24 protein-coding genes and 1 pseudogene are annotated in these 22541 nt (G+C 55.7%); 11 read left to right on the plus strand and 14 right to left on the minus strand.

Annotated features, from left to right (window positions below):
- The 5 genes and pseudogenes from B5G42_RS15510 to B5G42_RS15530 all read right to left on the minus strand — a co-directional run.
- A pseudogene (locus B5G42_RS15510) lies at positions 1–829 on the minus strand (helicase); the annotation flags it as partial.
- Between the two features lie 290 nt (positions 830–1119).
- Positions 1120–1521: a putative toxin-antitoxin system toxin component, PIN family gene (locus tag B5G42_RS15515; protein ID WP_087272242.1), complete on the minus strand. Its 402-nt coding sequence runs from the start codon at positions 1519–1521 to the stop codon at positions 1120–1122.
- On the minus strand, positions 1518–1946 hold the full coding sequence (locus tag B5G42_RS18940) for an AbrB/MazE/SpoVT family DNA-binding domain-containing protein (RefSeq protein WP_343286709.1): 429 nt from the start codon (positions 1944–1946) through the stop codon (positions 1518–1520). Before B5G42_RS18940 ends, B5G42_RS15515 begins: the two co-directional genes overlap by 4 nt.
- Positions 1947–2088: 142 nt before the next feature.
- Positions 2089–2529, minus strand: a complete 441-nt coding sequence (locus B5G42_RS15525) for a hypothetical protein (RefSeq protein WP_087272248.1) — start codon at positions 2527–2529, stop codon at positions 2089–2091.
- Positions 2526–3242: a hypothetical protein gene (locus B5G42_RS15530; protein WP_087272252.1), complete on the minus strand. Its 717-nt coding sequence runs from the start codon at positions 3240–3242 to the stop codon at positions 2526–2528. The genes B5G42_RS15525 and B5G42_RS15530 overlap by 4 nt, the downstream gene beginning before the upstream one ends.
- A gap of 379 nt (positions 3243–3621) precedes the next feature.
- Between B5G42_RS15530 and B5G42_RS15535 the strand changes: the two genes are divergently transcribed.
- The 4 genes from B5G42_RS15535 (at position 3622) to B5G42_RS15545 (ending at position 5566) form a co-directional block, all read left to right on the plus strand.
- Positions 3622–4053 (plus strand): restriction endonuclease, encoded by a 432-nt coding sequence (locus B5G42_RS15535; RefSeq protein ID WP_087272255.1) that lies wholly within the window; start codon positions 3622–3624, stop codon positions 4051–4053.
- 256 nt (positions 4054–4309) lie between these two features.
- On the plus strand, positions 4310–4450 hold the full coding sequence (locus B5G42_RS18255) for a hypothetical protein (protein ID WP_162611125.1): 141 nt from the start codon (positions 4310–4312) through the stop codon (positions 4448–4450).
- Between the two features lie 152 nt (positions 4451–4602).
- A complete protein-coding gene (locus B5G42_RS15540; RefSeq protein WP_087272258.1) occupies positions 4603–5139 on the plus strand; it encodes a hypothetical protein in 537 nt (178 codons plus the stop codon).
- 94 nt (positions 5140–5233) lie between these two features.
- Complete coding sequence (locus B5G42_RS15545) at positions 5234–5566, plus strand: hypothetical protein (RefSeq protein ID WP_162611126.1); 333 nt, start codon at positions 5234–5236, stop codon at positions 5564–5566.
- A 696-nt stretch (positions 5567–6262) separates the two neighbouring features.
- Here the strand turns inward: B5G42_RS15545 and B5G42_RS15550 are convergent.
- The 3 genes from B5G42_RS15550 to B5G42_RS15560 form a co-directional block, all read right to left on the minus strand.
- Positions 6263–8074, minus strand: a complete 1812-nt coding sequence (locus tag B5G42_RS15550) for an S-layer homology domain-containing protein (RefSeq protein WP_087272264.1) — start codon at positions 8072–8074, stop codon at positions 6263–6265.
- 581 nt (positions 8075–8655) lie between these two features.
- Complete coding sequence (locus B5G42_RS15555; RefSeq protein WP_087272265.1) at positions 8656–8883, minus strand: hypothetical protein; 228 nt, start codon at positions 8881–8883, stop codon at positions 8656–8658.
- Between the two features lie 148 nt (positions 8884–9031).
- Entirely contained in the window at positions 9032–9370 is a 339-nt protein-coding gene (locus B5G42_RS15560; RefSeq protein WP_087272268.1) for a hypothetical protein, read from the minus strand.
- Between the two features lie 1210 nt (positions 9371–10580).
- Between B5G42_RS15560 and B5G42_RS15565 the strand changes: the two genes are divergently transcribed.
- From B5G42_RS15565 to B5G42_RS15585, 5 genes are all read left to right on the plus strand, one after another.
- Positions 10581–10862 carry a hypothetical protein gene (locus tag B5G42_RS15565; RefSeq protein WP_087272271.1) on the plus strand — a complete coding sequence of 94 codons (282 nt, stop codon included), beginning with the start codon at positions 10581–10583 and terminating at the stop codon, positions 10860–10862.
- A gap of 406 nt (positions 10863–11268) precedes the next feature.
- Positions 11269–11526, plus strand: a complete 258-nt coding sequence (locus tag B5G42_RS15570) for a hypothetical protein (protein ID WP_087272274.1) — start codon at positions 11269–11271, stop codon at positions 11524–11526.
- Complete coding sequence (locus tag B5G42_RS15575; RefSeq protein WP_162611127.1) at positions 11511–12701, plus strand: DUF2800 domain-containing protein; 1191 nt, start codon at positions 11511–11513, stop codon at positions 12699–12701. Before B5G42_RS15570 ends, B5G42_RS15575 begins: the two co-directional genes overlap by 16 nt.
- Complete coding sequence (locus B5G42_RS15580) at positions 12688–13263, plus strand: ssDNA-binding protein (protein WP_087272279.1); 576 nt, start codon at positions 12688–12690, stop codon at positions 13261–13263. Before B5G42_RS15575 ends, B5G42_RS15580 begins: the two co-directional genes overlap by 14 nt.
- Positions 13264–13284: 21 nt before the next feature.
- Positions 13285–14925, plus strand: a complete 1641-nt coding sequence (locus B5G42_RS15585) for a DNA primase family protein (RefSeq protein WP_087272282.1) — start codon at positions 13285–13287, stop codon at positions 14923–14925.
- Positions 14926–15088: 163 nt separating this feature from the next.
- Here B5G42_RS15585 and B5G42_RS15590 read toward each other — a convergent pair whose 3' ends face one another.
- Entirely contained in the window at positions 15089–15610 is a 522-nt protein-coding gene (locus B5G42_RS15590; RefSeq protein ID WP_087272287.1) for a signal peptidase I, read from the minus strand.
- A gap of 84 nt (positions 15611–15694) precedes the next feature.
- The gene (locus B5G42_RS15595; protein ID WP_162611128.1) at positions 15695–16933 is read right to left on the minus strand and encodes a TniQ family protein; all 1239 of its coding nucleotides are present in this window, start codon (positions 16931–16933) and stop codon (positions 15695–15697) included.
- An 85-nt stretch (positions 16934–17018) separates the two neighbouring features.
- Between B5G42_RS15595 and B5G42_RS15600 the strand changes: the two genes are divergently transcribed.
- Positions 17019–17282 (plus strand): type II toxin-antitoxin system prevent-host-death family antitoxin, encoded by a 264-nt coding sequence (locus B5G42_RS15600; protein WP_087272293.1) that lies wholly within the window; start codon positions 17019–17021, stop codon positions 17280–17282.
- Positions 17269–17619 (plus strand): type II toxin-antitoxin system RelE/ParE family toxin, encoded by a 351-nt coding sequence (locus B5G42_RS15605; RefSeq protein WP_087272296.1) that lies wholly within the window; start codon positions 17269–17271, stop codon positions 17617–17619. The genes B5G42_RS15600 and B5G42_RS15605 overlap by 14 nt, the downstream gene beginning before the upstream one ends.
- A gap of 134 nt (positions 17620–17753) precedes the next feature.
- Here B5G42_RS15605 and B5G42_RS15610 read toward each other — a convergent pair whose 3' ends face one another.
- From B5G42_RS15610 to B5G42_RS15625, 4 genes are all read right to left on the minus strand, one after another.
- On the minus strand, positions 17754–19148 hold the full coding sequence (locus B5G42_RS15610) for an ATP-binding protein (protein ID WP_087272299.1): 1395 nt from the start codon (positions 19146–19148) through the stop codon (positions 17754–17756).
- Entirely contained in the window at positions 19145–20938 is a 1794-nt protein-coding gene (locus B5G42_RS15615; RefSeq protein ID WP_087272303.1) for a Mu transposase C-terminal domain-containing protein, read from the minus strand. The genes B5G42_RS15610 and B5G42_RS15615 overlap by 4 nt, the downstream gene beginning before the upstream one ends.
- A 270-nt stretch (positions 20939–21208) precedes the next feature.
- Entirely contained in the window at positions 21209–21688 is a 480-nt protein-coding gene (locus B5G42_RS15620) for a hypothetical protein (RefSeq protein ID WP_087272305.1), read from the minus strand.
- A gap of 139 nt (positions 21689–21827) precedes the next feature.
- Entirely contained in the window at positions 21828–22220 is a 393-nt protein-coding gene (locus B5G42_RS15625) for a hypothetical protein (protein WP_087272308.1), read from the minus strand.
- Between the last annotated feature and the right edge of the window lie 321 nt (positions 22221–22541).

Below are 22541 nucleotides of genomic sequence, written 5' to 3' on the forward strand. Positions count from 1 at the left end.
GGGCGGGCGGCTCCGGTTCTTCCTCCGGCGTGACGGGGGTGAGGGGCGGTGCGGTGTCCACGGCGGGCGCGGGTTTCTGCTTTTGGCTCCCGCCCTTGATGGCCCGCTCGATCTGCCGCAGGACCAGCTCCGAGCAGTCGTTTACCGCACAGCCCAGGACGGTGGCGGCCAGCTTGGTATCAAACTCCCGGACATAGGCGAAGTCATCAGGGGTAAAGCATCCCTTGGTAGGCAGGCCGCAGCGGACCATGAGTAAGTATGCCGTACTGACGGTCAGGGCCCGGGTGAAGCGGATGCCCACGTTCAGCTCGTCCAGCTCCTCCAGCAAACTGCCGCCGAGGGAGCGCATGATATTGTGCCGGTGGTCGTGCCAGCAGGTATCGGCCAGCTGGACGGAAATGCGGATCAGCTGTTCGGCCAGACCGGCGCACGGGGGGACGGCAAAGACCTCGGACAACCGTTCCGCCACAGCCTCCCGGTGCTGGTCACTGTATTTCCAAAGTTGAACGGGAACAGAGTCTGACATAGCGCCGGTGTCTGAGATGTCGAACACATAGGCCAGCGACGCTTTGCCGTTCTGACTTCGGAGCAGGGCAATCCCCACAGAACGGGCCCGCACATACCGGCGCATACGCCGCTTCCAAAAGTCGTACCCAGCACAGGCCGTGGCCCTGGGGCGCTGGGCGTGGATCATAACCTGGTCCTCGAAAGAATATTTGTGGTTTCGTGCGGCGGTGCAAAGAAATGCGGCCCAATGGGCGGCGTCGCTGGTGATCTCCGCAACAGTGCGGTCGGCCAGATCGGCATAGTGCTGGGTCTTTGCGCTCATGGCGGATGCTCCTCCTTTATCAATATTTTTGCCGAAAGGTTCGCATCCGCACCTGTGCATCCGGATAGGATGCCACACCCGCCACATAGGCGATAATGGATAGTGAAGCAGTCACTTAGGGCATGTTCATTTCAAGAGGTATGGTCATGAGAAACGAGAAAATCACCCCTCTGTACCAGTACTGAAACCATGAACGACAAAATCAAGCGTATGCTCAAAAACGCGATACAGCAGATATAAACACAGCGGGCCGGGAGCTTTTCACTCTCGACCCGCTGTCCTTGCATCAGTTAGGTATTCAAAAACTCTGCCGGTGTCATGATCGCCGGATTTTTCACGCCGGACTCTAAGAAATCCTTATCGCCGGTCAGCAGCACATCGGCTTTTGCTTCAATGGCTGCCCGCAAAATAGGGCGGTCATTGACATCTCTGATTTGTGTTTCAGTCATATCTTCCTCTGTCGGAACGGGAACCAATTCCAGAGTAAGCAAAGCAACAGAAAGAAATTTGTCCAGCGCCGCCAGCCGGTTTGGGAATTTCTTGTTGAATATCCGCTTCATTTCGTCCACATTCTGCTCGCAAATCAAGCCGTGATTCGGGTAAGAGGCTGCTTTCACATACGCTTGATAAGGCGTTCCGTCTGCACTCAATGCGGCAGAAATAAGGACATTGGTATCAATCAGAACTCTCATCCTCTTCCGTCCTCATTTCTCAATTCCTTGACGAGCGCCATAACATCCTCTTCCGAGGTCAGGCCGGTGCGTTCTGCTTCTCCGGCCATTTCCTGCTGAAGCATCTGCATAGCGTAAACAGCAGAATTGACAATGCGGACCGTGCTTCCCTCAACGATGAAAGTAACCCGATCACCGCTTGACACACCAAGCACATCACGGACATCCTTCGGGATTGTGATTTGCCCTTTTGCCATGACTTTGGCATTGTCCACAAACGCATTTGCTAACATGATTTTGCACCACCTTTCTGAAGTATGGAAAGTAGGGATTTTCCTACTCTTATTATACACAGAACGAGCGAAAAAATCAACGGAAACCGGTGAAATTATATTTTCAGAGCTGGCAGAAACCGCAAAATTGTAGCTTTCATGATTTTGCTTCAAGACCACGGAGCAGGGCTTTGAGGTAAGGGCCCAGGCCGGGCCTGCGGTGAGGCAAAAAATAAGCCGTCCTGCGTATCGTGGTTTTGATACGCAGGGCGGCTTTGTCACTGTCACATGGTGTCCAGCACACACGGACTGCCGGCTATACCGTTTCCAGAATCTCGTCAATCCACTCCCGCTCATAGCAGTAGCAGTATAGGTTGTATTCCCCCTTGTTGGGATTGAGCCGCATAAAATAGGCATACTGCTCCGTATCCACACGGATGCCATACTCAAGGTTGTTGCCGTAGGACGTATCGGGATGGGTATAGCAATACCGGGACAGGGCGAAGCGGTCTTTGAGAATGCCATCATAGGCGGCATCGAAGCGCAAACTATTGATAACACTGTCAAACTCGGTCTTGAATGTCTGCGTTTTCAGATCTCTGCGGTAATCATTCCATGTGCTGAAAAAGCCCTTCCCGCTGCTGCCCATGTCCGCACGGAGATAGCCGATGCAGCCGGCCCGCTCCATGATTTCCAGCCGCTGAGAATAGGTAAAACCCCGCTCCGTAGGAGTCAGCGGTCTGATAGTTATATTCACTGCTTGTTTGCCTCCTTTTCATGCTCCGCCACCCTGGCCCTGGCCCACTCCGGCAGCTTGTCCAGGTCGGCGATGCCCAGGATGTCGCCAATGTCCCAGCGACTCCGCTTCCCGGAGTAGAGCTCCTCAAAGAACACCGCACGGCCTACCGCTCCGGGCTTGCATCCGAAGCCGCCGAGGGCATAGCCGAGCTGGTAATCTGCGGACCGATACTCCGGCACAAGGCTGGTTGGTTTCAAAATCACCAGCTTTCCCACCAGGGATTCCTCCGGCTCCCTCTTGCGGCAGTGCTCCCAGGTCAGCGCCGCAAACGGAAGACCGCGTTCCGTCCTCTGCTGTTTCACGGCCTCCACCTGCTGTTGAAGCCGCTGGGAAAAGAGCTCCACGATTTCCAGGTAGTCATCGCTGGCAATGGCTTCTGTGAAGCGGGGAAAGCCCACAAAATCTACATCCTGATAGCAGGTCAGGTGGGGTGCCTCCGTGTCCTCCGGGTTATGGCCCATCAGGAGCGTCCTGCCCCCAATGCGGAGTCGCTGGGTAATCTTGTAGTCGCCGGCCATGTCTGTATCGAAGTCCGATGCAGATACCAGCACGGCGCCGCACTCGTCACACTCGATGCAGACGTTACTCGGGTCCTCGCTGTCCCCATAGGTCACGCACGAGATGTCGTGGCCCACGTGGGGCAGCAACCTTTTTGCCATCCAGTTGTTCAAGTCAAAACCTCCTCGTATTATAAGATGCTTCAAGGGGCAAATCGTTTGATCCGCTCCAAGATAGTCCGCACTGCCGCTGTCTGTTTGCCGCAGTGTCCGCCTCCACACCTGTGCATCCGAAGGATGCCACATGAGGGAAAGCAAAAAAAGATCGCCCCCACAGCGAAAACCGTGGAGGCGATTGTGTTTCTCTTTCTGTTAGCTACGGACACAGATCTGACGCTGACATTGATCGTACCTGTTCTTGAAGCCTTGATGTGATATGACGTTTCATATTTCATCCATTCGGCCCCGTTAAAAAAATAAAGCCGCCCCGTTTGTATCGTAGATTGATACATGACAGGGCGGCTTTGGTTGTGGCGCAGGATGCGTCACACTTTTGTGGCAGGACCGTTGGTATCAATTGGGTGATGTCTATTCTGATGAATGGGGCCCCGGGGTGATTTATGATGTGTTTTCCATGGTGCCGGCAGAGTTCGAATCGTTTTGCGGTCAGCTGCTTATGGATATGGGTATGCAAGTCAAGATAACACAGGCAACTCGTGACGGCGGGTACGATTTGATTGCGTACGATGGTTCTGAAGTCATTGCAGTCGAGTGCAAGTGTTATTTCCCTGACCGCAAGGTCACAAGGCCTATGCTCCAAAAGCTGACGGGCGCCAATACTGTACTCGGTGCGGACGGTCTGATGTTTTTGACCACGGGTATGTTTACGAAGGACGCGGTCTTGTACGGCTCTGATGCGGGTATTCGTCTGATTGATGGAAACAGACTGGCTCAGCTGGTGCGGCAGTATATGCGTCTGGATTAAGGAGATGGCAGTTTGAAACAGTTTTTCTGGTGGGCCCGGCTTTGGTTTTGGATTGTTGGTTCCGGGTTTGTCTGTCTCTGGATGTTGGTTCGGTTTTGGGTCGAAGACCGTGTGGACGATTTGAGACGAATGTTTGCGGCCAAACCGGATAATGTGATTTATCTGGACCAGTATCGGTGAGGATAGGATTGGTTTTCAGCAGACGGGTACAGGGTGAAGTTGAAGCAGTAATAATGAAACATGGAGGGTACAGGTTATGGTGAAAATTATTGCTTGTGATAAGGATTCGTCGTTAATTGAGGACGATTCTGCCGAGTCGGGATTTGACCCGGAGTGGTATTTGCTTGCGGGTATTCCTCCTGAAGTGGCGGAACGGACTGAGTTGGGAACATATTAAGGTCGGTTCAAAAAATTTGTTTTTCCTAAGTATGAATATCAATACCACGTCTGACATCAAATTTTCAAGGTCTTGCAATTATAGAATCTGCTTGTTATGCTGGCCTTGATGAAAGGGCGGTGAGCTTTGTGTACTATGATAGGAGCCGGTTGGTGAAAGAACGGTGGACGGTTGGTTTGTTCAATGAGATGTGTGCCTGTTTGGTATGGTGGCGGGATACAACTATTGTGGCTGAAGACAAGTGGCCGCGGGATTGTGCCGAGTATCTTTTGAATAAGTTGATTCGGTATGGACAGGTTTATCGTGATGATGACGAGGTTCGTGTTTCTCTGTGGCCGAATGATTTTTCTGAGGTTCAGAGGATTCACGGTATGTTGATTGCTGGTATTCCACAGTCTGACGATTTGGATTTATCCATAGATTATGCGGCACAGGCTGAGGCGGATACAGAGAAGTGGCGTGCCGAACAGCAGGCAAAACGTGACGCCTTTCTGGAGCAACAGCGGAAAGAACGCGAAGCCCGAGCCGCTGATAAGCAGGCCGCTTTGGATAATGATATTGCGTTGATTCAGGAGTATGTTTGTCAGCATGATATGAATTATACTTCTGTGGCGGCTATGTCGCGTGACCTTGGTATCGGGTACAACCGGTGTATGCGGCTGTATAAGAAAATCGTTGGTGAACGGTGAGATTCGGGGTTTTGCGGTTGATGTAGTAATCAAAATCTGTGAAAGGATTTGATGGTCATTGGCTCAATACGATATATATGTTGCATATCGAGATATGAAGATGCTGTGCGAAGAGTCACAAGGTGAGTGTCGTAAGGCGTTGAGTTTGTGCAGAGACTTTCAAGACGAATGTCGACAGGCTTTGAATTTATGTGAAGAGTCTCAGGCTTTGTGTAAGCGTGCGCAAGATTTGTGCCGAATGGTAATTAAACAGAGAGACGATTTGGCTGAGCAGTGTGCATTTTATGAGCAGGTTTTTGTTCGGTATGAAGCGTTGTTTCAGGAGTATGGGATTCCTTTTGAGTCTGTGTTTGATAGTGATGATGAAGAGGATATTAGTCTTCTTGGGGAGCTTTATAAGGATGTTCTGCCTGAGCCGAAGTCTTGACGCAACACCTTGATTCCATTCGGTCCTGATTCAATTTTTGCCACAATAAAAAATAAAGCCACCCTGCTTTGTATCGTAGATTGATACAGGGCAGGGTGGCTTTGGTTTGTGGCGTATCATGTGGCGGCCGCGGCGCCGGGCAGCGGGACGATGCACGGGGCCTTATATTGGTGCCGCCGTTTGGGCGATGTATGGCCCGTGTCGGCGGCGTGCGTCAGGTGATGCCGCCGTGGCCTGGGTCGTGGGTTGTACCGTTGCCCGCCCCTTGGTGCGCATATTGTCGCGGGGCGGGTGCCTTGGTGCAGTGGTTTTGGCTATGGCTTTGTTGCCGTACACGGTACGGACGCCGTCATAGGCCGTTGTAATTCGTTGGGCGGCAAGGTTTTGGCGTATTTGTTGATGCGTGGCCTTGTTGCCCGTTGGGTTTCGTAGTAGCGGACGGCGAGTGCAGCGTTGTAATTCGTTGAGCGGCGGTGCAGTTTGTTCTGTGTGTCCGCCACCCGTTGGTTTTACATGATGGTGCGATGATTGTCACATTGTTATTCGTTGGGCGGCAAGGTTTTGGTACGCGTATTGATGCGTGGCCTTGCCGCTTGGAGTTAGTTTGTTCTATGGTTGTTGTAATTCGTGCCCCGCAAAAGGGGAATCCCCCTGCACCGGTTGTGATGCAGGGGGATGTTGTTTCAGGTTATGGCTTTAGCCCATACCGGCACGAGCCCAGTTGTTGTCGATGCGCATGAGCGTAACGATACTCTGTTCGATGGTGTAATTGCTTTTCGGACTGAAGGTCGTGCCGGTTGTCCCGGTCATGGCCCCGACGCCGTACACGGCTCGAACGCCATCGTAGGCCCAGTCTGCGATTTCATCGGTAAAGGGCAGGCTGTCAGCGTACCAGACAGTCCACCCGGTTCTGCCAACGCTGTCGAAGTCGTTAATGAGGCACTCCATCATGCGGGTCAGCATGGTGGCCGCCTGTTCGCGGGTAATCAGGTCATTGGGCCCGACATATACGCCGGAACGGTTGGGAGCGGAGTTGTAGCCGCCCAAAATTCCGAGATTGAAGGCCTTGGCCATGTTGGTGTTACCCTGACTGTCCGCAAACACATCGTCGCCGGAGTTGACGGGGATGGTGTAGTCCTCGCCGGTGATGTCGCCCATCAGGGTCTCGTAATACCTGATTGCCAACGCCGCAAATTGTCCGCGGGTGATGGCACGGGTATAGTCACTGCCCAGCAGGTCGGTGACAGCGGGCTGATAACCAAAGACATTAGGGTCGTCATCGAGGTAGCCCATGCTGATGGCTGTGATAATGTCTTCAGCGGCCCAGTTGTTGTAAGTGACGCTGGTGGTATCCGTGTCGACAACAGGGGTCTCGGGCTCGGTCACGGGAGTTTCCGTGACTGTCTGATTGGAACCGTCGTTCCAGTTGGACTTCAGGCTGGCTGTGGCAAAGTCGAAGACATCGTCGACGGTGCGTGCAGTCTCAGTGCCGCCCATCTCGACGGGCAGGTATGCCAGTGCCCAATCGGGCAGGTTCATCTGGGACACATACTGCTTCGCCTGAGCGTACTGGGACGCAACGGTGGATGCATCGGGCCACACGGGCACATCTTGAATAAAGGTGTTAGGACGGAATGTGAATGTGGGTACGCCGATGCTCACGCTACCCTTGCTGGCAGGAGTCCATTCAGCAAAATCTACGCGGTCGTTGCTACTCCGGTATGCGATTTTATCGGCTGTCATTCCTCCGTTGCTGGAATTCGCGCCGTAGTATTTGCCGCTGGTCTCGCCTGCGCAGACGATTGCGTAATCAAGATTGCTGTCTTCGGTGAGTTGTTCAAATCCAGCGTCGAGGCAGATGATGTTACGCAAATTGTCGCAACCAACGAACAGGGCACGCACTGCATTGTAGTCAATATTATCGCCGATGATGACGGTCTCGATGTTGGGGTTGTTGCGGAACGGAGTGATTTCTAACTGGGAATGCTCGAAGTTCAGGAAGTTCATCTGGGTCATGGACTTTCGCGCGTTGAACTGCATGGTTTCGTCGACATTGCGGTTGATTTTGGCTTCGACTTCTGCGTCAGTCCAGTCGTTGGTAATGACCAGCACGCCATTATGGAGTACCCACTTGATGTTCCCGATGGGACGCAGTTCGTCGAGCGTATGGGTTTCTCCCGTGCCGCCGGTGATAGTGTCATCAACACCGTTGATGATGGCATATGCGCCGGTGGCCCGGACGCCCGTGAAGAACGAACCATAACCGCTTCCAGACGAGGAACCGGGTGTTCCGGATGTGAAGATAAGGTCATTATACAGGTCACGCGCGGCAGGGTCAGTCAGGGTCAGGTTGCCACCGAGGGTCGTGTTACCCTTGATGTAACCTTCGTACAGAATGTCGTTGTAGCCGAGCGCACCGCCGAAGATGTTCACACCGACGATGGACAGGGACAGGATGGCCACCAGAAGGGACGCCATCAGTTTCTTGGAACTAAACTTAGTTTTCATTCGTAATTACCTCCTTGTAGGTGATGTTATCGGTTGTATGTGGGATGGTACGCTCCGGACTCGCACCACCTCGGACAGAGTGTTTTTTCTCTGTCGTCAATGCTCTGGCCTGCCGGGACGGCAGGGTTGGTTGAACGCGGCCATGCCGCGTATTCATCGGCCCAATCGGCCTTGGTTATGGCCATATCATGGGTCTCTAATGGCCGCGAAGCGGCTGTTCATGGCTCGCTTTTTATGCGCATCATGTTTTGGCCGGCAGGCCCGATTCCACCACCTGTGTATTTTTTGGGCCTTGGCCTTGTTCAGGTGGTGGCGCTATCAGTCAGCGTACAACCATGCAATTGCGTAGTTTTCAGGGTGCTTCAGTGTGTCGTTTAGCCGGTTCTCGGATAGTACGCACTCATATCGCCAACTGGTTTCGCCGCCGCCGGCGGGCAGATTGAACAGCAGGCATTTTGCGTCGGGCCTTGCTTCATCATTGGCCGCGGCCGCCGCTACCGTAAGTTCTTGTGTGTGGTCACTGTTCAGTATGGGTAACGCACCGTCTGAAGGGCCGGATAGTACGCCACCTATGGCCATCATCAGGTCATGGATAATGTCGCTGTTCCACGCTTTGCTGTAAGCAGGATGTGTTCCGGTTCGTCAGAGCCCCAGACGATGGTCGAGACATCTCGGGTAATATAGCCCTTGAACTGTTCGTTGTATGCCCGCTTCAGCGCTGACGCCAACTGGGCTTCTCGTTTCTCGGGACGGTCATCAGGATTGCAGATGGTCGAGACACACGCAAGAATACGAATGGATACGCTCATGGTCGTTGTGACCTCCTCTCTGGTGTATAGTTTAGATTCACAACCATGTTCCCGCCATGCGGGGAGCATGGACCTGTTCCAAGATTTTAATCAGGAGGCAGACTTTGGCCTTGTGCTTTGTTCGTCTGCCTCCTGATTGGGTGACCTTTTACCAGATGTCGTCTTCGCTGTGCGTGTAGGTGATGTGGACGGTCAGTCCCTGATTGGTATCATCACGCTCGTCGATGACATGGAAGTTGGGGTCATTGCGGTGACGCTGCTTGAATGCCCACGCTTGGTCATACGCATGAGCCAGAGGGGTGTTGCGGAAGCAGACATGGTCGGTCACGACCTTGACTTCACGCTTCTCGGGTTTTTCGTCACCGTACAGCAGGAGCATCGGCTCATCGGCCGGCTCCGTACGGTTGTAGCCGCTGGTGCGGCCTTCCAGTTCGGCCATGTGCTGATTGTAGATAGCCATGAACTGCTCATGAAACTTGTTCGTCATTGAGACGGCCTCCTTTCGCCGTAATCTCTGCGTTTGGATTTTGACCGCCGGGCTTTGCCAAATGGCTGTAGTTCTCGTAGGTCAACGCAGGATTGAAAAATCGACAATCACGATTGATTGTTTCAATTTAATTCAGAGAGGAGATCATAATGATGTGTTCCATTGTCAAGGTGCAGGTGCGGGGGGCAGGGAGATGCGGCAGATCATTCCTGCTCCAAAACGGGGGCAGAAAAGTAATGGGAGAGGGGTGCAGCTACGCGTCCCTCTGTCATCTGTGCACAGAGTGTCCCCCTCTCCTTTACAATATATATACGCTGTGGTTCCCGACAGGGTGGCTCCCGGGGAGAGGCCGTTTCCGGCCCCGCCCCGGGCCCAGCCGGAAACGCAAAAGCGGTGCCGAGTGCAAAGGACCCAACACCGCCTGAATCATTCAGAGCGTAACACAATAGGCCCTACTCCCTTTCACCCTTGCAAAAACAGGGGCGGCTGGGTATAATAAGGCTACGGTGCAGTCGTGAGACTGTTGTGTTGAGTGGTACCGTCACTCATCATAGGCCCGTAGGGTGCTACCAACACCCTGCGGGCTGCCGCTTTTTAGCGTTTCCAGCATCATTTTATACCACGTCGCCTGGAAAATCAAGTGGTTTCCCGTATTTGCAGGCATGGTATCAGCCGATCCTCGGCTTCCAGCTTCAGCTCCACCCCTGCGCTGGCGGAGACAGCGGATTTTTGAGGCATGGGGACCGCTTTCCCCCCAGGGGAGGAATACATGGGGATGCGTCCCACGCGGGCGTACGTGGCCTTGCCGGGGGTCATGACTTCAAGGCCCCGGCGCGAAAAATGGTGCGGTAGGCGACCCAGCCTACCTTAATATATATATGTATCCGAATATGATCCGCCGTAGGCGGGCAGACTAAAATGGGGATGGGACGACAAGTGTCCTGTCCCCATTTTTGTCATTAAGGGCACCCGAAGGGCAAGCGGCGGCCCCCGGACGGCGCGCAGTAAGGGCCCCGCGATCTGCCGCAAGGCAGGGCGCGGGGTGACGCTGCGGCGGCGGGCTTGTCCCGGCGACGTGGCGTCAGTCCTGCCGGCTGTGCCGGCCACGCAGACGGTGAAACCGGCGGCGTGTCAGGACCCCTTATGCCCTTTGCCTCTTCCTGCCGCTTTCTGTCGCCGAATGGTGACAAACGGCAGGAGTAGCCCATATATGGTGCAATTTTCGGTGCAGAAAATTGCTGAAATCATGGTTCAAGGAATGATGAAATTCATCATTTTGGTGAACCATGATTTTTTCCCTGCATATATGGGCGTATTTTGGAGCAACGCGACGCCAGTTTTCAGCACGGTTGCTTGTCGCATGACACGCGTGCTGAAAACTGTATCTGGCCGCAATTTTGCGCATTTTCAGCATTTTTCCTCCAACTGGAAAAATGCTGAATTTCATCTTTTTTCCTCTGACTGGAAATTTGGGGGCCTGCTTTTGCCGTGACCGCCCTGGGCCGGACCCATTAGTGCGGGGGTGTGTCAGTCTGTGACGGTCATTTCGGGACTTTAGATTTCAGCAGGACCGGGGGGGAACAATATATAAATACATGGGAAAGTTGCAAAAATGACTGTCACCGACCTGCACCATCTCACTATGTATTCGTTTTTAGGGGGGCTCTCTTTAGAGAGCCCCCTAAAAACTTAAATTAAATCCTTAAAACTGCTTCCAACTACCCCCGCATATACCCACACGCCCCGCTTTGCACTCACATCGTAGCATAATAAATTAGAGTGAATTTATTGTTTACATACCGTTCACACTTGAGCGCTTGACAAATATCGTTATTTGATATATTATTTATTCGTAATTAAATTATAAATCCAATGCACAAGATAAGGAGGACGCAACCATGAGCACTAACTACGATTGTTTGCCCGACGGCCAGCAGGCGCAGCCAATGCCTGACCCAGCCGCCGCCAGCAACGCTCCGACTTTGCGCGAGACACGCCACATCTTTGCGGCGGCTGCCAAGGCCGGGTTCGCGGACTTAGCCAAGGCCCTGCTCTGCGAATATGATGTGGAGCAGCTCGCCGAGCTGGACCCGACTCTGTACGACCAGTTTATCGGTCAACTTGAGAGGAGATGTGGGCTATGTCTGCGGGACTGACCTATCTGCCCCCAAGCGGACTATGGATGCTGTGTCCACCGTCGCACAAGCTCTGCGGCGGCACGGCAGCTGTGGCAAAGGCGATAAGCCACGACGAGGGGTACGGATGGGGCCAAGTCAGCGCCAACGAGGAGCAAGGCCAAGAGTATCACCGCCTTGCCGCGGACAAGCTGCGGGTGCGGCTTGGTACGCAGGATGCCGCTCGGACGGATGACCTGCAACACTATGATGCGATGATGGCCGAGCGGACGGAGCAATACTGCGATGAGGTCATGCGGATATGCCGTGAGCGCTATGACAGCGAGCAAGATGTCCGGGTCGTGATCGAGGAACCATTTGAACTAGAAATCTGCGATGGCATCCACTGCCGAGGGCGGGCGGACTGTATCATCTATACATCTGTCACCCTTGACATCATAGACCTTAAGTCCGGGCGGGGGGCCCTTGTGTCGGCCTACCGTAATCCACAGATGATGGTGTATGCACTCGCTAGCCTCGACCTATGTGCTGATGCCGACCCGGAGATACGCCTGACCATAATCCAGCCGGCGCTGAACAACATCAGTACCGCCTCCATCACCAGGGCCGAACTGCTTGCCTGGAGGGACGAGCACCTGATTCCCGCGGCCCGGCAGACGGTGGAGGGGGCAGGCAGCTACCATGTCGGCGACCACTGCCGATTTTGCCCGGCTCGGCCCACTTGCCGCGCAAGGGCAGAGCAGATGCAGGCGTATGTGTCATCTGTCCAGCAACATGCCTTAACATCCCCGAAATTATCGCTCGACGATGTGACAGGGCTCTTGGACGGTATCGACCACTACGAGGCATGGGCCAGAGATATCCGCAGATGGGCGACGGACGATGCCATGGCCGGCGAGCGGATACCCGGTTACAAGCTGGTCATCCCGCGCAACGGGGCGCGGAAGTTTGTGAGCGAGCAGGCTGTTGTTGATGCCGCCCGGCGTGCGGGAATCGACCCGTACAAGCGAGTGCTCAGATCTCCCCGTGAAATCGAATTGCAGGTTGGGACGATGCAATACGAGGAATATTTTGCCACCCTGATCTCCTCGGAGGCCTGCAACCCCAGGCTGGTGCCAGTAAGCGACCCGCGGCCCGAATACCGACCGGCCAAAGATGATTTTAACAAGGAGGTAAGCCCCAATGACACCATTTGATGATGTCCGCCGCAGCGAAATGTCTGCGGCAGGGGCCTGTGCGGTCGGTCAGGCCGCACAAGCCAGTGACCCCACGCGGGTCACGACCGATGTAGTAACCCTGATGTACCCGTATCTGCTGGCCCCGACCACCTATCAGGGCAGAGGTACGCCGTACTATAGGTGTTGCCTCGGCGTGCGCAACGAGGACCGGGCAACAATCGACCGCCTGTTTGATGGTGTGCGTGCGGCGATTGCGCGCGGGGCGCGGGACAATATGATTTATGGCATACCCCTCCCAAACGGGATCGTGGACGATGATGTCATCAAGTCATTCCGTCTTACAATCCATAGCGGGGAGATGGAGTATCCTGGTGATAAGCGATTTGCCCCATACATCCTGGCCAACTGTAAGACCTATCAGCGTCCTGCTGTGGTGGACGCCAACTGCCAGCCGATTACGGACCCCGATGCTGTGCGGCACGGCATGATGTGCCGGGCGACGGTATCGTTCCGCACCTACAACTACATGGGCACGCGCGGCGTCAGCTGCACGCTCCATCATGTTCAGATTTTAGAGTAATTTTTTTAAGGAGGAATCAATATGTATCAGAGTAATATGGATGGGGCGACCAGACCTGTGGCAACGCCCCCGGAAACAACGCCACCATCAGCGGTAACGCCCTCGGCAACAGCAGCAACCACGTCTGCGTCACCACCATCTCCGCCAGCAACCGGGAAGCCTAAGGGGTTTGCGCTGCCCACCGCTAAGTTGATGCCCGTAGATTATACCCATGTAGGACAAGCCCTTGTCCTCAAAGGTTACTACGGGGACCAGTTGCGCTACTCAGAGGCCACAGATTGGCTGGTCTACAACGGATCGTACTATGAGCAGGGGATGGAGACCCGTGCCCGCGGACTTGCCCAAAAAATGACGAACACCCAACTGCACGAGGCTGAAGCGGCTTTGAAACAGTGTAAAGTCATGTCCAAACAGTCAGGCCTGAGCGACAAGCAAAAGAATGACCTTGCGTACACGACCAAGATGATGGAAGCCTATCGCAGCCATGTGTCAAGATGCCGCAGTTCCAGCGGTATCACCGGGACCCTGCGGGAACTGCGGCCAATGCTGCTGACAACAGTTGATGACCTGGACGCGGACCCGTTTTTGCTGAACACCCCTACGGGCACAGTGGATTTGCAGACCGGCAAGATGCTTCCGCACAAATCGACCGACCTGATAACTAAGCAGACCAACTACAGCCCATCGCTAGATGGCATGGACCTTTGGCTGGATGCACTGGACACATTTTTCCGCCAGGATCAGGAACTGATTGATTACGTCCAGGAGATTGTCGGAATATCGGCTATCGGCAGGGTTTACAACGAGTTTCTAATCATTGCCTACGGCAGCGGGCGTAACGGCAAGAGCACTTTTTGGAACACTGTCTCCCAGGTCCTGGGCACCTACTCCGGCAACCTGTCCGCTGAGACCCTGATGGTGACCAAGGCCAATGTCCAGCCCGAAATGGCAGAGCTGCAGGGCAAGCGCCTGGTCATCGCCTCCGAACTGGAAGAGGGCATGCGTCTGAATACCGCCCGGGTCAAGCAAATTTGCTCCACAGATCGTATTTTTGCGGCGAAAAAGTACCTTCAGCCTACATCTTTTGCGCCAAGCCACACAGTCGTTTTGTGCACAAACCATCTACCCAAGGTCGGTGCTATTGACACTGGTACATGGCGGCGTCTGCTGGTGATACCGTTCAATGCAAAGATCGAAACCGATTCTGACGTGAAGAACTACTCTGCGTTCCTCTGTGAAACCGCTGGTGAGGCAATCCTTCAGTGGATCATCGACGGCGCAGTGCGTGTAATCGCAAAGGACTATCATCTTCGGGAGCCTGCTGTTGTGCAAGACGCTGTGAAAAAGTACCGGGATGACCAGAACTGGCTGGCACACTTCCTGGAGGAATGTTGCGAAGTGGATGCATCCTACACGGCACCATCCGGCAAAACATACACCAGATACCGCGATTTTTGCCGAGAAATTGGAGAGTATAGCCGCAGTACAACGGATTTTTATGCGGCGCTCGAATCACAGGGGTATTATCGTTCACGCACCAGAGATGGGAAAATAGTACACGGATTTAGACTTTTGCCCGACCCTGATGATGACAGTATAATCGTGACAGCCCCTGACGCTCCAGTACCTGCGGCCGGCTCTGAGCCTGCGGCAACAGCATAACTTTGCCCTGTATAATCCTGTATAATAGTAATGTATATATATAAAAATAAAATTGAAAATAACTGTACGCTCGACGATGCGCACAGAAAAAAATAAAGCCCCTGCAAGTATCTCTGTGGTGATGAGATACCTGCAGGGGCGTACTCTTTTCTTGAACCGTGATCTATTGGCTGTTCGGGTTGTTGTTGCCGGCTTTCTTCTCCTGCAAACGGGCGTCTGATATAAATAGTAGTACCACGGCGGCCAATATGATGCCGATGCCTACCGGCGTTCGGATAAGGTTAGCAGCGAGGCCGGCACCGGGGATGTGGCACAGGTACACGCCGGTGATGTCGGCCTCAGTGAGCAGGATGTCGTCATCTACCGGGTTGGCATCCCCTTTGGTCAGAACGCCTTCGTCAAAAATAGCAATGATGCGATGCACAACTTGCATGTGGTCATACGGCCGGTCATAGACGATGATGTCACCCACTTGGAGGCTGTCATAGTCTACATGGGTGTCGATAAGGCACAGGCTGTATGCAGGTATCGTTGGCGCCATTGATCCGGTCGTATTTGGGCAGAGGCGCAAGCCGGACAGCAAAAAAAATCCATAAATGACCAGGAAAACAAGAATGGGAACCGCTGCGGCCCGGAAAAATTTGCAGACTGTCGGCGTGGACTCGGTTATTTGTTCCTTGTCCATATTTTGTCGCCCCCTTTCAATTTTTCATGTTGTTTGTGAACCCTATCATAGTACAGTTGCGAGAGGTCTGCAAGAGTGTTCCCGCTATGATTTGCCATCCTCCCGCCACCGGCGCAATCCTGTATCGAGAAAATACCGCAGGGCGTGAGAGTAGGCCCCCATACCTTGCGCCCGCATAAACACCTCCAACTCCTCTCTCTCCATCGGGGACAGATGGATTGTCACGGTATAGATTTGCCGCTCCTGAGCTTCTTTTGCCGCCCCGGACTGTGGCCAGAACGGCGCAATTCCAAAGCGTTTTGCGTAGGGCAGGAGCCGGTCTGCCCGGATGCCAAGCAGCTTGGCGATGCTGGCTTTGTCCCGGATCACATGAGACGCGGCCAGCTCCCGCATCCGGGTCTCCAGTGTCAACGGGATTTGCTCCTGGGAGAACAGTACCTCCGGCCCCTGCCCCAGCATGACGGTCAGCAGAGCATACTCCTCCGCTGAGTATATCATGTAGTGCCGCAGGCGCAGGGCGTGGGCCTTGGTGATATGGTCGCCAAAGTAATGCTTCACCAGTTCGGCTCCATACTTGTCCGTCAGGGCGGTGTGTAACTTATCAACGTCAAACGCCTGCTTGCGGATGCTGTCCTCATTGAGCAGGCCGGCGTTCTCCATGGCCCGGGCCAGATTGTCGGCCTCCCGGTTTGGGCTGAGGTCGTAGGGCATGGTCAGGTAGGTGCAGAGGGCGTCGGTCAGGGCTGATTCGTAGTCCAGCGCCCCATAGTCCGGCGTTGCCCCATCCTGCCCGTCCAGTGGCAGATACTGTGCCCCCAGGGGCCGGGTGTTGGGAATGGGCTTGTCCAGGAGCCGGCAGTGATGGCGGGGGCACAGGGGCATGAGCCCGATCTGGTGCTCCCGGTGCCAGTATGGTTCGCCGTAGGTTTGAGTGTCCTCCTGGAGGCAGATGGGGCAGTAGCGCAGGGAGCGGGGCTTGATGTCCCGGGTGGCCCGCAGATACCGGGGCCGCATGTCCTCGCCCGCCAGAAAGGCTTCCAGGATGGCGGCTTTTTTCTCCTGGGACTGAAACCGCATCAGGAATGGGAGCAGAGTGTGTTGCAGGGCAACCTCTTGGGCAGACAGGAAATCTGGCGGCAGCTGTTCCAGGATTTGGTGAATACTGTTGTTTGGAAAAAAGCTGCCCACATCCGTGTCACGGGCGTCGCCGAACAGGGCTGCCATGGTGGCCTGCCAGGACAGGGCGCCGCTGTGGGTATGGTAGCGGGCGATCACACTGTACCAGAGCTCGTCCGGGTATGGTGTTGGGAAATAATGAAGCATGTAAGAACACTCCCAGCAGTAAAAAATGATGTTGAATTTTACAGCAGATTGAGATATACTGAGCATAAGAAGGGGGCTGAGCACCATGCCGAATATCAAACCCATCTCCGATCTGCGCAACTATACCGAGGTTCTGCACGATGTGGCGGTAGGCGCTCCGGTGTTCCTGACCAAGAATGGCCGGGGCCGGTACGCCATCATGGATATACAGGACTATGAGCGGACCCAGGCCACCATCCGGCTGATGAACGAGCTCGCCAAGGGCCGGAAATCCGGGGAAACCGAAGGCTGGCTGACACCGGAGGACATGAGGGCACATTTCCGTGCGAGGGCTAATGGGGAAAAATAAGATACACTACACGGTAGAGTCCCGGCGGGATTTGGACGAGATATGGGACTACATCGCGTCCGACCTGCAAAACACTTCTGCGGCGGAGCGTATTGTGAACCGCATCATGGACGATGTAGACCAGCTGGAAAACCATGCGGAGCTGGGCGCGTCTCTGTCCTCGATTGCCGATGTGGAGAGCGACTACCGCTTTCTGGTGACAGGCAGCTACCTCACCTTCTACCGGGTACACGGCAGCGACATCTATGTGGACCGTGTGCTCTACGGGCGCCGGGACTATCTGCGCGTCCTCTTTGGCGACGCGAAGGATGAAGCAAACCCGGAGCAGCCGATGTAGGCACTGCCCCAATGATCTGAATAGGCAAACCCGCTTGCAGGGTGACTCGCCCCTTGGACGGCACGGCAACGCTGTGTCAGGAGAGGCAGTTATCCAGGCGCAAGCGGGTTTTCTGTGTCTATCCCGCAGAATATTCAGCCGCTTGTGAACACCTCCAGGAGTCCAGCTTGTTCCAGGGCGGCAGCCGCGGTTTCCGGGTCCTGGCCCGCCGCCACCAGGGTCAGGATGTCGTGCTCGTCCCGTTTGGCTTTGGGCCGGCCCCGGGGCACCGCATAGAGCCGGCAGACGGGTTCCGGCTCTAGGGCCTCTGCCGTGTCTGCCTCGGCGTCTGTTTCGGTGTCCTCGTCCGTATCACACACGGAGAAGTCGGACAGGTAGGTTCCCTTGGCGTAGGTCTTGGGCACGACGATGCTGAGCGTCTCCACGGCTTTGCGTATCAGCTTGTCGTCCAGCCGTTCGGCCCCCGCCTGGAGAGCCTGCACCTGGGCCTCGTAGAAAATCTTGACGATGTATGCGGGGATGCCGCCGGACAGGTCATAGACCAGATTAACAAGTGCGTCCGTGAAGTGGGCACGCTCCGGGGTGTACTGATACGGCCACAGTTCATGTAGGAAGCGACGGTAGATGCCGTCCGGACGCATGGGGAGCAGACGCAGGCCCCGGGTCCGGCGCTTGAGGTGCTCCTGGGACAAAAAGAGGTCCTCGGCGGACGGGGTGCCCACATAATAGATGCTGGTGCACGCCTCGTTGGACAGCTCCACCAGGAACTTGATGAGGGCCTTGCTCTGTTTGTTGCGGGACGCGGTGAGGATGGCGTTCTGAATTTCATCAATCACAATGAGGCCCACATGATGGGTCAGACAGAGTATCTTGACCCTTGTAGCCAGTACGGAGGCGCTGGGCAGGCGGGCCACACGCTGGTTCAGGTCGCTGTAACTGCTTCCAATGGCCCGGTCGATGGCCTCGATGATGTTCAGGGCCAGGGTCTTGACGGAGCAGTCACCGGGGCATTCTACCATGAGCCATGTGACCTGGTTGCAGAAGAGCTTGCTGTCTCCATACTGGCTGTGCCGGATGACTTGTGGGATCTGGCGCAGACACCGGCGGATGGTGGAGGACTTGCCGATACCCGGTACACCGAGGATGGAGCCGCTGTCCGTGGAGGTGGCCACGGGGAGCTGCGCCAGGGGCGCGCCGTCCCCCTGGTGGATGGCGTGTACCCGGCGGATGCTGTCAATGGTGGCGCTGGCGGTGTAGGTGCTCTCCATGGCGCAGAACAGGGTGTTGTAAATCACGGCCATGTAGTCCAGGGGGACGAACACGGAGGAAAGGGCGTTGAGGCCCCGCCGGCGGTCCGAGGGTTTGAGCTGGGCGGCGTCCGGCGGCGGGGGTGAACAGGCAAGGCGGCGGAACAGGGCCTCTTTGGATAGTATCTCCGGCATGGCCTCCAGGAACGGGTTGGGCTGTGCGCCGCTGAGCTGATTGGGTGTGTAGACGGCATCCACTGCCGGCTGGTCTGGATATTTCACTGGTGTTTCCTCCTCTCCTGGGTCCGGTGGGCCTTGATGTCCGCGCCGCTCTGACGCCGGTCCGCCTCCGGTCTGGCCTCGTCCCGGATGGCGGTCAGCTTCTGGAGCAGCTCCACCCGGCCCTCGTCCTCCAGCTTCTGATAGTCCCGCTTGTGCTTCCGGTCCGCCTTCCAGTACAGCTCACTCTCCGCCCTGGCCGCGCCGTCATAGGCGGCATACTGCGGGGCGAGGCGGAAGGGGACATAGGCGCCGTCCAGCACCAGATAGATTTCCCTCACGCTCTGCCCGTCGTAGGCGATGGACACCTTCTGTCCGATCTGCCGCTGGCCATCCTCCGAGGCCAGGAAGCCGCCGTTGACATAGAGGAGGTGGTCGTGGCTGATGCCTTTGCGGGTCAGTTTGCAGGTCTTGCGGGGCAGGCTCATGTAGTAGACCTCCTGTGGGTTCAATTCCAGCAGGGCGGACTTGCCTGCGGCGGCGTAATACTGCCACAGGCCGGCGGCGGTGGGGGCGACGCCCTGCTGGAACATCTCCGGGGACATCTGGAGACTGTCCAGTACCCGGCGGTCGTTAAGGTAGAGGATGCAGTGGATAAGGATTTGGGTGAACTGGGTCAGGTCGAGGGATGCCTGCGCCCGGTAGTCCACTGCCCACCGCTCCTGTGCGTCCGCCTCGATGACGCCCCGGCCCCGCAGGATGGGCTTGTACCGGCCCTGCATCAGATCGAACATCTTTTCCACAAGTCCCTTTCGGTCGGGGCGGAACGGGGGCAGGGCCTCGCAGGTGACGCCGTAGCGGAGGCACAGTTCCTTCATGCGGCCGCCCAGGAAGTCCCGGCCCTGGTCTGTGATGACCTCAGACGGGAGCCCTTTGCTGGGCCAGTCGGCAGCGTCGATGTCGATGCCGTAGCCCCGGCAGTAGTCCACCTTGTTCATGGCGGCGTTGGCAAGGCAGGCCATGACGGCTTCCTCGCCCGCCTCATAGCCCACATAGAGCCCCGCAATCAGTTGGGTGGCGGTGTCCACGGCCAGGTAGACATAGGGGCGGCCCACGACCTTGGTGCGGTCCAGGCGGGAAACAAGGTAGATGTCCGCTGTGGTGGCATCCATCTGATAGGCCCCGATGTGATCTTTCCATGCCATGGCGGACCCGGTGAGGGGGCGGGCGGTTCTCTGGTAGTTGGTGAGGCCGTCCCGGGCGATGGTCCGCTCACTGCGGCGGTGGTATGCCTGGTCGTAGAAGTAGTGGCGGAAGGCCGGCCATGTGGGGCGCTTGTCTGCCAGATGGCCGTCCGGGTCGGTAAAGAATTGATGGAGCATGAGGTCGTAGGTGTCCCGCAGGGTGGGCCGCTTGGCAGAGTAGTAGAAGGTCTGGATGGCGCGCTTGTAGTAGTTCTCATACTCCGGTGGACGGCGCTCCCGGGACTTGTGCTTCATTACAGCCCCGGTGGCGATGTATTGATAGTACAGCCGCAGGACGCGCCGGCTGGTGGTGCCGTGCTCCCGCGCCGCCTCTGCCGCAAGCTGGCGGCGAATGGCAGGGTCGCTGACGCAGTCCTCGTTGTCAAGCAGGGGCTGAATCAACGCCATGCGCGCCTGCTCCGCGGCCGTCTGCGGCGCTTCCCCCTTCTCTGCGGCGCACGGCTCCGGGGCAGGTGCGCGGGGATAGGCGTCCAGTTCCCGCTGGTCCACAAAGCGGGGCGGCCCCGGAGCGTCACATGAGACGAGCCATGCGCCTTGGGGCTCTGCCTTCAGGATGCGGAACTGTTCGCCGTTGATGTCAAGGTACATCGCTTTTGCACTCCGTTTCTTCTGGATTTTGTTTGGTGTAAGTCTGTGACAGTCATTTCTGTACCTTTCCCATGTATTCTCTAAACTTAAAATTAAATGTTAAAATAAAAAAGTATGGAATATGACCGGCACGACTGTCACGAAACTTGTTCTGCTTCCACTCCCACTGTATTCTCCCCATGCGGCGAATGGCGGGGCGTAGAGGGCCGCCGCCCCCTGCGCCCCTTTTCCGTGTGTATTAGCAGGGGGGAGCGGCGGCATGGACGAGGATCACCAGGTGTCCCGCCGGGGAATAAACTCGACCTCCATCCAATCCGGGATAGGGTCGCTGGGCTCTCCGCCAAAACTGTTTCCCTGTTTCGTGCAGATGTCCGGCCGGCGGTCTGCCCTGGGGTCTATATCGACATACAACCTGCCCTCGCATTCATAGACAGGGCGGCTCCAGCTGTCACGGCCCACAAGCCGAAGCCGCAGTTTGGGCGGCCTGACTCCCCAGCGTGCCGGTTCCTTTGCAATAGCCCAGGCGGACAAGGGTGTCTTGGGGGCGCCCGGCATATCTTCGAGGGCCTCCGTCATGCCGCACTCGTCACATATATAGACATTGAGCCGGCGGCTCAGGGCGTTCTGTACGGGATCGCTTTCCATTACAGGTCGGCCACATCGTGGACAGGGATAGTCCCCATCCCACTGTTTCTTTGCGAACTGCTCAATGAGGGCCTTGGCCGCCCCTTCGCTCATATACTTTTTCATATCAACATCAACCTTTCTCTGTATTTAGCCGTTCATGACAGGGTGACGGGCAGGGGCCTCTGTGCAAGCACACCCTTAATATCATGGAACTTGGTCAGCCCCATCCCTCTGTATTCCCCAGGCCGTCAGGAAGCATGGGTCACACCCCCTCCCGGAACAGGGCAACGCGCCAGTCTGACACGCCCACGGCTTCCCAGTACCGGCGGGACAACTCCAGCTGTTCCAGCACGGTTGCCTTGGTCAACTCGTCCTCCCGTACCACCTCCCGGACAGCCTGGGTCCCGTCCGTGTGGTGGATCAGAAAATCTGTTTTCCACTCCTGCTTCAGATATGAGGCCCGGATGCCTACGGGGTTCACATGCTGGAACTGCTCCGGGTCAAGGCGGCAGTTCTCCTCGTAGTTCTCCACCCGGTCATCCGCCTCCAGCCTCTTGGCGTACTCCTGCTCCGCATAGCTGTTGACGCAGATGATGCGCCCGCACTTCCCGCCGTGAAACCGTATCTCTCTCACCTTTTTCGAGGCCCGCTTCACGGTAAATCACCTCCTCTGTTTTTGGATAAAATTCAGACTTACTTCCGATTTTTTCTGTATCTCCGTATTTAATCTGAAAAAATAGAGGCGTTTTGGAAGGGATTGGGAATTATCGGGGTGTTTTTTTCAATTAAATCCCCATTTAATTTGAAAAAACAGGGTCATTTCTGGAAGCACTTGGGAATTTTAAGGCCATTTTTTTAAATTAAATCCCTTAAATCCGAAAAATCAGAGAATTATTTTGAAACACTATGTCCCCGTCCCATCTAAAACCGTCATCTGTCCCAATATTTTGTCACTTCCATCCACACCCCCTTCCTC

Source organism: Flavonifractor sp. An91, assembly GCF_002159225.1.
In the GTDB taxonomy this organism is placed as follows: Bacteria; Bacillota; Clostridia; order Oscillospirales; family Oscillospiraceae; genus Flavonifractor; species Flavonifractor avicola.